General features: G+C 30.3%; 10 protein-coding genes. All 10 read right to left on the reverse strand.

Features of this window, described 5'->3' with window-relative positions:
- Positions 1-3: 3 nt before the first annotated feature.
- The 10 genes from Q0881_RS09130 to Q0881_RS09175 all read right to left on the reverse strand — a co-directional run bounded on the left by Q0881_RS09130 (position 4) and on the right by Q0881_RS09175 (position 15,139).
- A complete protein-coding gene (locus tag Q0881_RS09130) occupies positions 4-2,997 on the reverse strand; it encodes a TonB-dependent receptor (protein ID WP_299159237.1) in 2,994 nt (997 codons plus the stop codon).
- A 617-nt stretch (positions 2,998-3,614) separates the two neighbouring features.
- Positions 3,615-4,541 carry a hypothetical protein gene (locus Q0881_RS09135; RefSeq protein ID WP_299159239.1) on the reverse strand — a complete coding sequence of 309 codons (927 nt, stop codon included), beginning with the start codon at positions 4,539-4,541 and terminating at the stop codon, positions 3,615-3,617.
- Positions 4,542-4,771: 230 nt separating this feature from the next.
- Positions 4,772-5,635 (reverse strand): hypothetical protein, encoded by an 864-nt coding sequence (locus Q0881_RS09140; RefSeq protein WP_299159241.1) that lies wholly within the window; start codon positions 5,633-5,635, stop codon positions 4,772-4,774.
- A 9-nt stretch (positions 5,636-5,644) separates the two neighbouring features.
- Complete coding sequence (locus Q0881_RS09145) at positions 5,645-6,841, reverse strand: hypothetical protein (protein ID WP_299159243.1); 1,197 nt, start codon at positions 6,839-6,841, stop codon at positions 5,645-5,647.
- Between the two features lie 12 nt (positions 6,842-6,853).
- Positions 6,854-7,621: a hypothetical protein gene (locus Q0881_RS09150; RefSeq protein ID WP_299159245.1), complete on the reverse strand. Its 768-nt coding sequence runs from the start codon at positions 7,619-7,621 to the stop codon at positions 6,854-6,856.
- An 88-nt stretch (positions 7,622-7,709) separates the two neighbouring features.
- On the reverse strand, positions 7,710-8,540 hold the full coding sequence (locus Q0881_RS09155) for a DUF4249 domain-containing protein (RefSeq protein ID WP_299159248.1): 831 nt from the start codon (positions 8,538-8,540) through the stop codon (positions 7,710-7,712).
- Positions 8,541-8,544: 4 nt separating this feature from the next.
- Positions 8,545-10,923 carry a TonB-dependent receptor gene (locus Q0881_RS09160; protein ID WP_299159250.1) on the reverse strand — a complete coding sequence of 793 codons (2,379 nt, stop codon included), beginning with the start codon at positions 10,921-10,923 and terminating at the stop codon, positions 8,545-8,547.
- 427 nt (positions 10,924-11,350) lie between these two features.
- Positions 11,351-12,880, reverse strand: a complete 1,530-nt coding sequence (gene eptA, locus Q0881_RS09165; protein ID WP_299159253.1) for a phosphoethanolamine--lipid A transferase EptA — start codon at positions 12,878-12,880, stop codon at positions 11,351-11,353.
- A complete protein-coding gene (locus Q0881_RS09170; RefSeq protein ID WP_299159256.1) occupies positions 12,834-13,712 on the reverse strand; it encodes a phosphatase PAP2 family protein in 879 nt (292 codons plus the stop codon). The genes eptA and Q0881_RS09170 overlap by 47 nt, the downstream gene beginning before the upstream one ends.
- 362 nt (positions 13,713-14,074) lie before the next feature.
- Positions 14,075-15,139, reverse strand: a complete 1,065-nt coding sequence (locus Q0881_RS09175) for an AraC family transcriptional regulator (RefSeq protein ID WP_299159259.1) — start codon at positions 15,137-15,139, stop codon at positions 14,075-14,077.
- Positions 15,140-15,233 lie beyond the last annotated feature (94 nt).

The following is a 15,233-nucleotide window of genomic DNA, read 5'->3' on the forward strand; positions in this document are numbered from 1 at the left end:
GTTTTAAAAAGTTAATGTTATACCTAATGTATAAGATTTAGATTGAGGTGGAGAATAACCAAGCACTCCTACACCTGTATTCCCTATTGCCGTCGTAAGTTCTGGATCAATTCCTTTTAATTCATCAGACTTTATAGTTAATACATTTCTTGCAGATGTGTATAGTTTAACTTTAGTAAACCCTATTTCATTTGAAATTTTCTTTGGCAAATTATAACTAAGTGTTATATTTTTTAAACGAGCGTAGCTACCATCTTTTAAATAACGAGTTGACTGATTGGTATAATTATAAAAAGTTGGGCTTGTTGCTGATGGCACATGTGCATTAACATCTCCTGGTTGCCTCCAAATATTTAACACAGCAGTTCTTTGGTTAGCGAAAAACACAGCGGCGTTATCTAAAAACCCCATGTTGTCAAGATAAATATCATTACCTACACTAAAATTAAATAGAAAATTAAGATTGAAATTTTTATACCGAAAATTATTTGTAAAACCACCTGTAAAATCAGGATCTCCATTTCCAACAACTACTCTATTTGCCTGATCGTAATTGGTTGTAGGGTTATCATTTGCATCCAACCATTCTGCATGTCCTGTTTCAGAATTTACTCCAACATATCTTGGTAGAACAATAGTATTAACAGATAACCCTTGTATTATACGAGATATACCTGTACCTATAAACTCTCTGCCTTGATCATCTTTTGATGCACCTGGAAGTGATAAAACTTCGTTTTTATTAAAGCCAAGATTTAAAGATGATCTCCAAGTAAAATCTACATTTTTAAAAACATCTACGCTAATATCTAAATCCACACCTCTATTTTCCATATTTCCAACATTCTTAAGAATACTTCCTATGCCTCCATTAGTAAACGGGATAGGTTGATTTAAGATCAAATCTTCTGTTCTCTTAACATAGTAATCTAGATTCAAGTTTAATCTATTAAATAATCGAAATTCTAAACCTGCATCAAACGAATTTGATTTTTCCCATTTTAAATCTGGATTAGCCGCACTTAATTGAGATACACCCTGCGCTCCATTATAACCAGTTGTTCCAAAACCAGCTAAAAAACTAAAATTACCTATTCGATCATTACCAGACGTACCATAATTTACTTTTAACTTTAAAAAATTTACCCAATTTAAGTTTTGCATAAAATCTTCCTCTGATATAATCCATCCTCCTGCTATAGCCCAAAAATTACCATACCTATTATTTTTTCCAAATTTAGAAGATCCATCTCTTCGTATTGAACCTTCAAAAATATACTTCCCCATATAATTATATCCTGCTCTAGCAAATAAACCAACTAAATTACTTTCACTTCTACTATTGGCTCCATTTCTAGTTGAAACTTCAGAAGACCCTACGTTGATAAGATCATCGCTTAAAAAATCGCTTCCCGAAACACCTAGTGATTTTATTTCAAAATTCTCAAAAGACATCCCAATAGTAGCATTTACACTATGCACATTGTTAAAAGTTCTATTGTAGTTTAAAGTATTAGTAAACGTAAATCTTTTTTGTTGGTCTATCGAATTAGATGCAAACCCTCTAATCCCAACACTATTAAATTCGGCAACTCTATTTAACACTTCTATTTTTCCTATATCAACACCAAAATCAGTTTTGTATTTAATGCTTTTAAGTAAATCAATTTCTGCAAAAATATTTCCAAGAGTTCTATAGTTAAGTAAGTCATTTTTATTTAAAGCCTCAGTAGCAATCACATTACCTAGTGCAGGATTTTTCGGCAAAAAATTACCATCTGTATCTCTTGGCAGCTCATGAGGTGGATATAATTGAGCAATTGTTATTGGGACTCCGCTCGCTAATCCAGTAGGTACAAGATCTGTATACGTATCTGTAAGCCCTATATTTGCGCCTACATGTAACCAATCATTCACATCATGAGTTAAATTTAAGCGTATACCATATCTTCTTAAACTATTTCCGATAATAAACCCCTCTTCATCTTTATAGCTCCCACCAAGAAAATAGGTGGTTCTCTCATTTCCTCCAGAAACATCAAAACTTAAATCTTTTGAAAAACCTGTTCTAGTTACGCCATCAATCCAATCAAACTCTTCTCTTTCATCAAAAAATTCTGGTGGTGTTGGAAAAGGATAAATTGCACTTGCAAATTCTGACCTAAATGCATTAAACTGAGTGCCATTCATCACATCGTGAATATCTGTTAATTTTGACCAAGATGTTGAAGTATTAATATTAACTCTAGTATTTTGATTTTTTTTGCCTTTTTTAGTAGTAATTAAAACAACACCATTTGATCCTCTTGAACCATAAATAGCAGCTGCAGCAGCGTCTTTTAATACAGAGAAAGATTCAATAGTACTTGGATCAATGTCCGATAAAGGATTTAGAGGCAACGGATTAGCACCACCACCATCTACTGTAACTCCATCATTTACAGGAACACCATCTATTACAATTAACGGTTGTCCTCCGGAAGAAATTGAGGCAGTACCTCTAATTCTAATAGCTGTTGAAGCTCCTAAAACTCCTGAAGAATTAATTACTTGTACGCCTGACGCTTGACCTTGAAGCATTTCTTGAGGAGATATAACTCTCAAATCTTCAAGTTCCTTTTGTCCAATCACTGATATACTTTGTAGAAGTTTCTTTTTTGATTGTGTACCATAAGCAACTACAACAACCTCATCTAGTGTATTGTTATCACTTTCTAAAGTAACATTTATTACTGTTTGGCCAGACACAACAACCTCTAAGGACTTCATTCCTAGATGACTAAAAACCAAAACACTTCCAACTTGTGCTTCGATTGAGTATCTTCCATCTAAATCTGTTTGAACTCCATTAGAGGTGCCTTTAACAATTATATTTACCCCAGGTAATATCTGTTCATCATTTATAACCGTTCCTATGATTTTTTTAACTTGCCCAAAAGAAAGCTGTGTAACTAGGCTTAAAAAAAACACGAATAAAAGTAGTTTTATTGTTTTCATTATTTTTATTTCTTTAAATAATTGTTGTTAGTTTTTTATCTCTAATTCCATATTAATTAGTCTTATAACAAGTTTAAGGTGGTACTAGTAGGCAATTGAAAAAATTTAAACACTTCATATTTAACATCTATTAAGTCAACCAAATAATTTAGTTGGGTTTAAAGCTTGAATTGTTGAAGTGTTTTAAGCACGTTAACAATCAAGCATATAGCAACGCTTGACTGTGGTAACCTACTTTAAGAGAAGGTAATAGATCTATTTTTAAACCCCAATATCTTCCACAGTGATGAGTAAAAATATTTTAATGATCTACATCTAATAATTTATCGATTTTATATCTATAACCTAGCGATATAAAGATTTATGAGACAAACATATAAATAAAAGTTGTAACATACAACTTTTATTTATAAACAATAATGAATCGCTTCTAAAAGCAAGTTATAAAGTACTCAACAATTATGTTAGATCTCTAATTTGTAGTTTTTCCAATAGTAGTTCTTGTAATTGTTGAATCCGCTGATAGGTTTCGCATAAATCTTCTATATTATTGCATCTAGACTGGAATACATTAATAATTGATTATCTTAAATGATCTAGATGTAATCTACATAAAGTTATTTCCAAAAACTCCATTTTCCATCTTCTTTTCTAAAAAAGTATACATTATCACTTCTCTCTTTATCGTCATTATTAGATTGCTTTATCGTAACCTTCATTTTTTTTATCGTTTTTCCTTTTTTGGTAAACGTTTTTAATACAGTTATTTTTCCAGAAGTTTTCGTATTAGAATTTTGCCATAGAGTTTCTATTTCGTTACTATTCTTATTTAAAAAAGATTTTATTTCGGTATCTAAAACTTTTATATCTTCATCATTTACATTACTGTTCCTCCCAAAAATAAAGCCTCCAATACCTTTGGTAATATCAAAAGGCGTAGATATAATACCTGTTAAAAACCCTTTAGTAGCATCTCTTCCTGCTGAATTAGCAATTTCATTAGCTTCTTCTACTAAAACTTTAGCTTGTACCATATAATTACTTATTGAATCATTGGTGATTTTAATAGTGGCCATTATTTCTGGAATCTGTTTGTTTATGGAATCAACTCTAGATAATGCTTGATTAGCAGTTATGATAACTTCAGAAATTGATGTAGTAATACTAGGTACTTTAGAATTAATACTATCTATACGCATTAAAATACTTGGTATTTGTTTATTAACGTTTTCAACTTCCTTTAAAATCTGTGGAACTGTTGTTTCTCTTATATTTTGAGTTTCATTAATGATTAATGGAATTTTTGATTGAACGTTATCTATTTGAGCTGTTATTTCTGGAATTGTCTTTAAAATATTGGGAATGCTTTTTTTGGTTATTGTATCAATATTTTTGTTGATTAAAGTAACCTGATCGACTATAGAAGGAAGGTTTTTATTTACTTTTAAAAGCGCATTTGAAAAATAGATAATAGCAAAGGCTAGTACCAAAACAGTAATTCCCATCCAAAATCTTAGAATCTGCCCGATTGTTTCTTTTCCCATTTATTAAAAGTTTAGTATTAAAACAACCCGTGTTTTATATGATTTTAAATCTCATATATTCGTTTTTAAAGTAATATACAGGTTTACTCGACAGTATTTTCAAGTAAAATAGAATTACTAAAAAGTTATAATTATTTTTATTCCTACCTTTTTTGTGGTTGAGATTGGCTGCTATCATTTTGCTATTAATCAATCTATACTTTTGATAACAGCCCTCAACATTTTTATGATTAATGTTTATAGGTGCCATCTGGTAATACAGTTGGAAACTTATACTGTGGATCTGTTAATAATGCATACATCGCTACATCTGTAGTTTGCATTAAGGCATTTGTATTCGGTTTCCATTCATGACCTATATCGCTCAACCTGTTTTCTTGTGCACCTAATATTGAAGACATAGCCCAATACATATATTCAATTGTCATACAATCTGCATATTCACAAGTTGCATCATCATATGTATACCAGGCAGCAGACGGGTAAGGGTTAGGTATCGTTATAAAGTGACCTCCTCTTGCTATATCCATGGCATTAGCTAATTCTGATCCTGCTCCAAAACCAAATACCGTTGGGTAAGCTTTTGCGTGTCCAGCAAAGTTAATAATATGCCATACTTCTTCTAATGACGCATCAAATCTACCTGTGTGCCCATTGGTATGCCACGCTGGAACAGTTTCATCAGCGCCCAAATCTTGTCCTTCTCTACCAGCTGGAACATCAGAAGGATGATCACTTTCCGTTTTCCACATATACAGAAGGGCCTTGTTTTCTATCATTTTATCAACAACCAATTGGTTATCTACCACACCATCTTCATCATTATCAAGATATTGCGCCATAATATTCGCCGCATGTAATAATTTGGCGTCTTCGACTCCTGAAGCGGCATAAATGTCTACTCCAAAAACAATCACTTTCCTGTTAAAAGTTGGTAAAGTAGAAGATTCTGAATTCGCAACTATGATAAAGTTAGGGTCATTTCCCGGATCTATTGAACCTGTTGCAGGTGTTGTTGTTGTGTTGTCATCACTTGAACATGACATTATGCTTGTTAAAAGTATACTGCTTAAAATTAATTTGAACTTCTTCATATATTTCATTTATAAATTTATTATTTGATCTGAAAATTGTGCTTTTTCAATACTTCTCAAGGTATTTACACCATCTCTATCCGCCGTATTATCGGTTACAGTAGTTACGCCTGAAGCTGTAGTAATAGTATATTCACTATTGTTTCCTGAAAACAATACTGTATTGACGCCTTCATTACCTGTAATATCATTATCCAATTCATTAACCCTAACATTGGTGTTTTTTGCTCCTAATAAAGTAATGTCCTTTAAATACCTGGAATGATTAGTATATGGTATGCTCTGATCAAATTTTAAAGAAAAAATCCCTTCAAATGTGGTATCAATTCTAGCATTATAAGTTAGATATGGATGAAAGAATTTATTATCCATCAATGCCGCTCCTTGAGGATCTTCATTTGCAATTTCGTTTCTATCCTTAGCTACATATCCGCCCCACATGCCATGTGTACTACTCCCGGTCCAAGCGCCCCACAACCCGTAATAAGAATCAATTACTGATGCTAAATATTCTTGGCTTAAACTATTTTCTTGTGTCCATTCTGCAATTATATCAACAAAATCTCCGACAGCCCATATCTGATTTGATAATGCATTTTGTTGCGCTGCTCTTATTTCAGCTTGAAAAGCTGGAGCCGCACCAGGCTGTGTATTTGGACCATCTACACCAATACCATTATCGTGTACAAAGTGTAAAATTTCTTCAAAAGCAGCATCTCTATGTGTGTAATCTTGATTTATATACCATGAATGCCCTTCTACCTGTATTTCATTTTGAAAAAGCGCTTGCCCATTAACATTAACAGGGTTGGTTCCGTCATCTTGTCCATTCAACAATGTTAATACAGCATTATTTTCTGCCATTTTATTGGCTACCGCACTCTTATCGCTGCCATATACTGAGCCTTCATAATTCTTCAAATAGTGCTCTAAAATACTTCTACATCTTACTATTTGTTCATTTGTCAAGTTATTTTGAGCAACAATATGTATGTTGCCGCCATTTGGGGTAACGACCTTTGTATAGCGATCGAAATTTGTAGTGTATTCGCTACCTAAGGATGACGGCACTGCTTCTATTCCTAAAACTTCATTTGTAACCTCAGGCACGACAGTTGTTGTTGTAGTGCCATCATCATTTGAGCACGATACGGTGGTTAATATTATTGATAATACTAGCAATCTGTTTAAAAACGTTTTTTTCATGATTTTTGTTTTTTATAAATTGAAATAAGTACTTATAAAATTGTAACCCAAAGGATTTTGGGCTTGCAGCTGAGCTTTAGTTGTTATAGTGAATTCCCCAGCCTGACCACTATCATTGCCAAAGTATAGTTTATATAGATTAAACAGATAACTACCATATTTTAGGGCATTATTATCTGATGCGTTTTGATGAATATCGTCAACAAAGCCATCAACATAAGCAGCCGCAGGTGCAAAGATGTTAGCACTTACAGCCTCTTCATAAGCCTTTTTTAATTCATCATATTCTGCTGTTAAATTAGATTCAGTTAATAAAGAATAATATACACAGAGATACATTAATTCAAGCTTTGTGTTAGATAACCCTACACCTGTCGAAGATGGTAATGATTCATCTGTGCCACCATTATTGGTATATATGGACTCAGTTGGTAGAAAGGTCATAAAATAATTAATATTGCTTTCTAACTCTTCTTCATTTTGTACAACCAACATTTTTGCATTTGCATTTAACATACCTTGTCTTATACCATCATCCATTTTATCCATAACAGACTTTATATCTGCATATACCCTATCATAAGATTCTTGGCTAACTGTAGAAGTTCCATAAACAGCTATATGGTTAGCTGTCTGTTCATTTCTTTTGGTAATTAGCTCGGTATTAACCGGGTCTGTAATAATTGGAGTAGTAGTACCATCATCAGTACTACAAGATTGATAAGTAAAAATTCCTATCAATACAATAAGTTGGGTTACTTTTTTAAAATAATATTTCATTTGTTTATATATTTAAATTAATATTTGTGGTTGTTAGACTGCCAACTAAATAAACTAGCTAACAGCCTACAACACTTTTTTGGAGAGGTTAATTAATGGTATATGTAGTTCGAACAACCTGACCTAACCTAAAATACCCTAACACCTCTTCATTTGGGTCTGCTAAATTTTTACAGTTGCCTTTTAGTTGTACGGGTGTTGTTTGGAATGGACTTCCTCCTCCTGAATCAGACTGACGCAATAATAGATTGATAAAATTATAATATTGTTTAGAGACTCCGTATAAGCTTATAACCAGAGTACTTCCTGTTATTAAATCTTTATCTTCAAATTCCATGAAATTTTGATTTCCATTTGTAAAACGATCTTCTAAAGGCTGTAAATTAAGAGACGGATTAAACGAAGGAACAAATTCTCCCAAATAATAATTTGCTTCATTGGCAGGATCATTGAAATAAATAGTAACTTTTACATTTTCTTCATTTGCTTCCATACTTATGGTCTGTTCAACTTTTGTAATATCTACTACCGGAATTAAGGTTTCAGTTGCCGAGTAGGTTTTGCTGTTATAAACAATCTCTAATACATAGGTTTGATTCAATTCAGGAATAAAATTAGTTGCAATATAACTTCCATTACCTTGATCTAGAAACACAAATTCAGTACCATCATTTTCTTTTATTACCTTAACTTTTGCTCCTGTAGCTGGTGTATTGGGATTTGCATCAAAATAAGCAGTTGAAGTACTTAGTTTAATGATTTGGTTTTTACCTGTAGTCCCTTTTACCCAACCAATGGATGCATCTATAACTAATCTTGCTCCGCCATTTGGTACAGCTATATCAATTTTTTCTGTACAAGAGATTAAAAGAAGCGTTGTGATAAATAAAACACTTATTTGTTTATATAGAATATTCATTGTATTAAAATTTAAAATTATAAGTAATTGCTGGCATAATTCCGAAAATAGAAGTTCGTGTTGCTTGATTTACATTAGTGTTTTCATTCGGCCCGAATGAAATAGAAGCCGCATTTTTACGCCCATATAAGTTATAGATACCAAATACCCACTCGCTTTTCCATTTCCTCTTTTTGTTTTTTCGAGGAGTAAGTGTTGCAGATATGTCTAACCTATGATAGGCGGGCAAACGATCTGCATTTCTTTTTGAATAGATAGGTATTGAAAGATCATTATACTGAAATTGTCCATTTGGGTAGGTAACTGGACGACCTGTTTGAAAAACAAAGTTTGTTCCAAAACTCCATTTTTCATTCAATTCATAATTTCCTGTGATAGATATATCATGGGTTCTGTCATAAGGGGTATTGTACCATTTTCCATTATTAATTCCCAAACCACCAGCTGCTCCTCCGGGTGTTTGTTGTTGGGCTTTAGAAAGTGTATAAGCAATCCAACCTGTAAAACTTCCTCTGTTTTTACGAAGTAATAATTCCAATCCATAAGATCTAGATTTCCCAATTAAGATTTCTCGTTCTATGTTATTCTGCGCTATTAAATCTGCGCCATTTATATAATCTATTCGATTATCTATTGTTTTATAGTAGGCTTCTGCCTCAATAGAAAACATATTCTCTTTAAAATTTCTAAAATAGCCTACCGCATATTGATTGGCTATCTGTGGTTTTATAAATTTTCCACTCGGTGCCCATACATCTAATGGCGTTGCCGATGAGGTATTCGAAATTAAGTGCAAGTATTGTGCTATTTTATTATAACTTACTTTTATAGATGATTTTTCATTTAGCTGATAAGAAAGTGCCAAACGAGGTTCAAAATTCCCAAAAGACGCTATGATCTTTCCTTTATTATATGTTGTTTGAGTAATAGGACTGGTTCGTTCATAAATTCCTAAATTTGAATTATAAACGACTGGTAAATTATTGGCATAATTATCTAATGTTTGTTTTCCTAGTCGTGCAAAATTACTATAACGAATACCATATTGTGCTGTTAGTTTATTAGAAATTTTATGCTCTAAATCAGCATAAATCCCTGTTTCCAATCCAAATTTATCATCTAACTTTCGTTTGTTGATCCCAGAACTAGCGTTTAACGGATTTATTTGACCAGGATTGAAATTGTAATAAATACCACTAGCACCAAAACTGATTTTATAAGTATCATTTAAATAATAACCAACATCATATTTTAAATTGTAATTTTTAATATCCGATTTCCAATCTAGCCCTAGCGTTTTTATTTGAAGATTGTAATTGTATTTACTATAAATTAATGATAAGTTAGAAAATAGCTTATCACTAAAAAGATGGTTCCAACGTAAGTTTCCTATAAGATTACCATAAGAGTTATTAAAAGATTTTCCAAACTTAATCTCATCGTTTCCAAAGTATCCTGATAAATACAGTTTGTTGTTTTCATTAACCTTGTAATTAGTTTTAAAATTCAAATCATAAAACTTCACACTATTATCTTTGGTTTCACTTGATAACTTCATAAATAAGTGCGCATAAGATGACCTACCTGATACTAAAAAAGATCCTTTATCTTTAAAAGTAGGCCCTTCAACGGTTAGTCTACTTGATATAAGCCCAACACCACCCGAAAATTTGAAATCTTTGCTATTACCATCTTTTTGTCGAATATCTAAAACAGAAGAGGCTCTTCCTCCAAAACGAGCAGGAATGCCTCCTTTATAAAGTTTAATATCTTTAATTGCATCTGTATTAAAGACAGAAAAGAAACCAAATAAATGTGATGAATTATAGATAACGGCCTCATCTAGTAAAACTAAATTTTGATCCTCAGCCCCACCACGGACATTGAATCCCGATGCTCCTTCACCAGAATTAGTAACTCCTGGCAGCAACTGTATGGCTTTAATTAGATCTACTTCTCCAAATACTGTTGGAATTTTTTTAATGGCTTTTGATGATAACTTTGCAACACTCATTTGTGGAGTTCTTAAATTAACTTTTTTTAATTCTCCTGCAGTAATTATAACTTCATCTAATTCACCAGTATCTTCATCTAATTCACTATTAAATTTTACATTTTGATCAAGTTCAATTTCTTTCTCAATTGTTTTATAGCCTATATATGAAACAATTAATACATAATTTCCTTTGGGTGCAGTCAAGGAATAAAAACCATACTCATTGGTAGTTGTTCCTATTGATGTGCCTTTTAAAAAAATTGTTGCTCCTAGAAGTGTTTCTCCATTGCTTTGATCTTTAAGTGTTCCGCTGATAGTAAATTTTACTTGTGCATATCCTACGGAAATAAAAAAGAAAATTAGTAGTGATAAAAAAAGGTGTTTCATATACGTTCATTTTTTGTATTTGCAAAAGAACGTAGCTATCTATATTTTTATTCTTAAGGAAGTGTTAGAGAGAGTCCGTTTGCCGTTAATCGAACTCTTTTAGTGTTGATTGGCACTATTTAGAACCATCATCAGAATAGACTTAACACACTGAAAAAAAACATTTTATGAGAAAAACTTTTTAAACAAGCCCAAAAACTGATAATTGTATTGGTTTGAAAGAATTCTCACTTTTTTAAATTCTTTAGCGATAGAAATCTCTTTTTAAAGTGATAAAATGTAGTTTAATCAGTGAAGAAATCTCTTTTTCTTTCAGATTAACACTAAATGTTAAATCTCTTAAAGATATATTTTGTTTTCCATAAAGTTTTCGGTAAAATTCTTATGAAAAACACAACTAAATATTATGAATGTATATGTAAAATAATTATTTTTTAAAAATACTCATGTTTTCATTATAAATAGGGCTTTCTATCGCTAAAAAATCTAAAACACTATGAAAAACATTATATTGTGATAAAATTTCATTATTCTTAAGTCTCATGGAATTATCCGATAACCAAACTATAAATGGGATTTCTAACTGTTCCTTTGGTGCTATACTTATAGGTATTCCATGCATATATAAATTTTTTTCTCCTAGAGACTCACCATGATCAGATACATAAAACATTGTGCTGTTATATTCATCAATTTTATTTAACTCATCAATCAATTTCGCAAGAATATAATCTGTATAAAGAATAGTATTATCATATGCATTCATAAGCTCTTCCTTTGTACACTTCCCTAACTCTACACTTTTACAAACCGGGGTAAACACATTAAACTCTGACGGGTATTTTTTATAATATGTAGGTCCATGACTTGTGCTGGTATGTAAAACCACTAAAATTTTATTCTTACTATTAGCTAATATCTGCTCTTTTAAACCATTAAGCAATACTTCATCATATTCATCCCTATATTTTTTTTCTCCATTTATATTTTTTAAATCTTCTCTCGTTTGATAATCCTTTATATTAACTTTTGGTTCTCCCCAATTAGTAGTTCTCCATATAACACCTACATCATTTCTAAATAAATAATTTGGCAATATTTCAAATAAACTATTAGTATTTTTATGATCTAATATAGATTTAACACCTGCTGTAGTATAAGTTGCACTTGAGTTTGCTTTATAACTATAAATATTATTAATTTTTGACAGCAATGGATTTGTTTTTTTTTCATAACCATATAATGAAAAATTTTTGCTCCTTGCTGATTCTCCAATTACAAGAACTACAATAGATTTTTTATTATCTTTTACAGTCGCATTTGGTAATAATATTTGTTTTTGATTTTCTTGATTTTTATGATAAAAAAGCCTGGAAGTATTCGCAATATAAGACCATGGCATAACTAAGCCTCCTAATGTTTTTGAGTGTTTATCAATCCATAACCAATTACTAGAATTTACATAAACAAGTATTCCAATGAAAATAAAAACTAGTATAATTTGTCTTAAAAAAACTATAAAATTTACTTTTATCGTTTTAATTTTAAAAATAAATATGCCAGGTATTATTCCTAAAAAAAAAAGATAAACTATTAAGTTAAATGACAAGAAACTACTAGACTCTACAAATCTAGTATTAAGAACATTACCAATCATTGTTTTATCTATTATAACACTGTAAGTATTTATAAAATATACCGCAATACTATTTATACAAAAAAGTAAAATTATTAGTATCTTACCAAGTATACGAGATATAAAAAACACTATATAAAAAACAAATGTGTTTAAAAATAATGTTAAAGTTGCTAAACTAACGATTATCATTATTCCGTTTAAACTTTTATAATCTATATTAGTAAAAGTAAACTGAAATAAAGGCAGGTGATATAGAAATAAATTAACAAAACTAATTATTAATATAAAATGACTTAATTTTATATTGTTTTTTAACATAGGTTTTTATCATTAAATATAACGTTATGAATATAGAGACTAAAGGAAAATAGAATATCAACAAATTATTCATTAATATTTTATTAATAATAGCAAATACACAAATTGTTAAAGACAAGATAAAAATAGAGTAATATTTTTTATCTTGAATCCAATTCCACCAATTAACCTTATTATTTATAATAATACCAATTAATGCAACTATGTAACCAATAATACTCCCAATTACAACATCAAGTGGGTAATGTGCTCCTACTCCAACCCTAGAAAAAGCAATAACAGCGCCTAGTGTAAGAAAACAAACAAAACATATTATTTTAGGTACAAGTCCTTTTGGCATAAAAGCAAACAATAATATTGTAACTACTATAAAAACAGTTATGCTATGTCCTGATGGTAAACTTGTAGAACCAGAAAGTGTTTTACCTATAACTACGAAGTTATTGGTATCAAACATTCCTGAAGGTCTTGGAACAGCAAATATTTTTTTCAATAAAAATGATACTATAAGTGAAATTATAGAGGACGTTAATAAAGCGCCCCAAAGCTTTGGCGTATAAACAATAAAAACACTTAATAATGATAAAGATATTAGCGCATCTCCTAATTGAGTCAAGTTGAACTGTAAAATTGGCAACTCAGATAGTTCACTATTTAGATAGAAGAATATATTTTTTTGTATTTTCACATATCCTTCGATAGAAAAAGAACTTTCTTTTAAAAGAATAAAAGTAATAATAAACAATAAAGAAACAGGAGGTAAAAATAACCTTAATCTTATATTCTTAAATTTATCATTTACTTTGATTTCTAGTTTACTATTCTTCACCATTTTTTATCTGTTGATTCATTTTTTTGCATATTTATTTACCTTTTAAATCACCTTACTTTAAAATAAATTCATCAAACCTTTTACTATATTTTAATTAAACTCTATTGCTTTGTGCAAAAAAATTAAGTTGTTTTAAAACAAAATGAATTAATGAAAGTCTATTTTTTTTAGTAAAAAAATTAACAATAAAAAATACTCACCATATAATAGGTTCACTTTTTGTGCATTTCCTAACGGAAATAAAAAAGCAATGAGTGATAAAAAGAGAGCATCTTACATTCATTTACTTTTGTTTTTTTGCAAAAGAACGTAATGATCTATATTTATATTCTTAAAAAATGTTAGAAGGAGTCCGTTTGCCGTTAATCGAACTCTTTTAGTGTTGATTGGTACTGTTTTGGGGTCATCCCTTCAACGGTATTAAATGCATTGTAAAAAGTTGACTTAGAAGCAAAACCAACTTCTTGAGCAAGCCCAAAAATTGATAATTGTGCAGATTTGGAAGAATTCAGACTTCTTTTAAATTCTTCAATACGAAAACCATTTATAAAGTGATAAAATGTGGTTCCAGTATGTAATTTTATAAGTGAAGAAATCTCTTTTTCTTTCATATTAACACTAAAAGCTAAATCTCTTAAAGAAAGATTATGTTTTGCATAAAGTCTTTGGATAATGATTTTTTCTTTTAATAATTCAAATTTTGCTATTGTGATATCTAAATTAGCTGTGTTTAACTCTTTTTTATCTTCAGTATTCACATTGGAAAAGAAACCATCTTTAAATATTTCTGATTGAGAAAATCCATTAAACCCTATCCAATAAACCATACCGAACATTATTAATGCAGGAATACTATTAGAAATCGTTTCTAAAATTTCATTCTCTTCTGGAATAATCCCCTCAATAGTCCAAGAAAAATGTAGTAATAAAACCAAAAAAACAAGAACCTTTAACCAAGAAAGTGTTTTAAGTTCCATATTTGAATAATAATTATTCAACTTAATTCTATGTTTCTTTAAAATTCTGAAAAAGTATATGATCAGGACAAGTTCAAAAACATAAAAAAGATCTAATAAATCTATAAATTGAAAAAAATCATTTTCACTTATACTAGGTGTAAAATTTGCAGAATTATGAATAATACCAGGAATGAACAACAATAAATACCATTTTTTGAAAGGTCTATTAATTGTTGTTATTAGATACAAAAATAGAAAAACAAGAATAAATAATAACCCATTAAACTGTAAGTTAATTTCATGAAGATCTTCCAACACACCCTTTAATAGCATGTAAGTTATATTCCATAAAAATAGTCCTAGAAATATATTTCCTTTATTACTTGAGCTTACTGTAAAAAAGAGTAAGCCAAGCATAAAAGCTCCACCCAATGTTAATATATTTATTATATCCTCAACTTCTAACATGTGCGCAATTTACTTTTTTTTAAAATAGTTTCTGCCCGGAAGTAATTTTTATTAGCTCTCAAAGAGTTTTGTGTTTATGACTAAATATCTTCTT

Source organism: uncultured Tenacibaculum sp., assembly GCF_947494125.1.
GTDB lineage: Bacteria > Bacteroidota > Bacteroidia > Flavobacteriales > Flavobacteriaceae > Polaribacter.

Bases quoted from the DNA above. Each gene is read 5' to 3' on its own strand.
- Q0881_RS09130 (WP_299159237.1), bottom strand. From the start codon at position 2,997: ATGAAAACAATAAAACTACTTTTATTCGTGTTTTTTTTAAGCCTAGTT.
- Q0881_RS09135 (WP_299159239.1), bottom strand. From the start codon at position 4,541: ATGGGAAAAGAAACAATCGGGCAGATTCTAAGATTTTGGATGGGAATT.
- Q0881_RS09140 (WP_299159241.1), bottom strand. From the start codon at position 5,635: ATGAAGAAGTTCAAATTAATTTTAAGCAGTATACTTTTAACAAGCATA.
- Q0881_RS09145 (WP_299159243.1), bottom strand. From the start codon at position 6,841: ATGAAAAAAACGTTTTTAAACAGATTGCTAGTATTATCAATAATATTA.
- Q0881_RS09150 (WP_299159245.1), bottom strand. From the start codon at position 7,621: ATGAAATATTATTTTAAAAAAGTAACCCAACTTATTGTATTGATAGGA.
- Q0881_RS09155 (WP_299159248.1), bottom strand. From the start codon at position 8,540: ATGAATATTCTATATAAACAAATAAGTGTTTTATTTATCACAACGCTT.
- Q0881_RS09160 (WP_299159250.1), bottom strand. From the start codon at position 10,923: ATGAAACACCTTTTTTTATCACTACTAATTTTCTTTTTTATTTCCGTA.
- eptA (WP_299159253.1), bottom strand. From the start codon at position 12,880: ATGTTAAAAAACAATATAAAATTAAGTCATTTTATATTAATAATTAGT.
- Q0881_RS09170 (WP_299159256.1), bottom strand. From the start codon at position 13,712: ATGGTGAAGAATAGTAAACTAGAAATCAAAGTAAATGATAAATTTAAG.
- Q0881_RS09175 (WP_299159259.1), bottom strand. From the start codon at position 15,139: ATGTTAGAAGTTGAGGATATAATAAATATATTAACATTGGGTGGAGCT.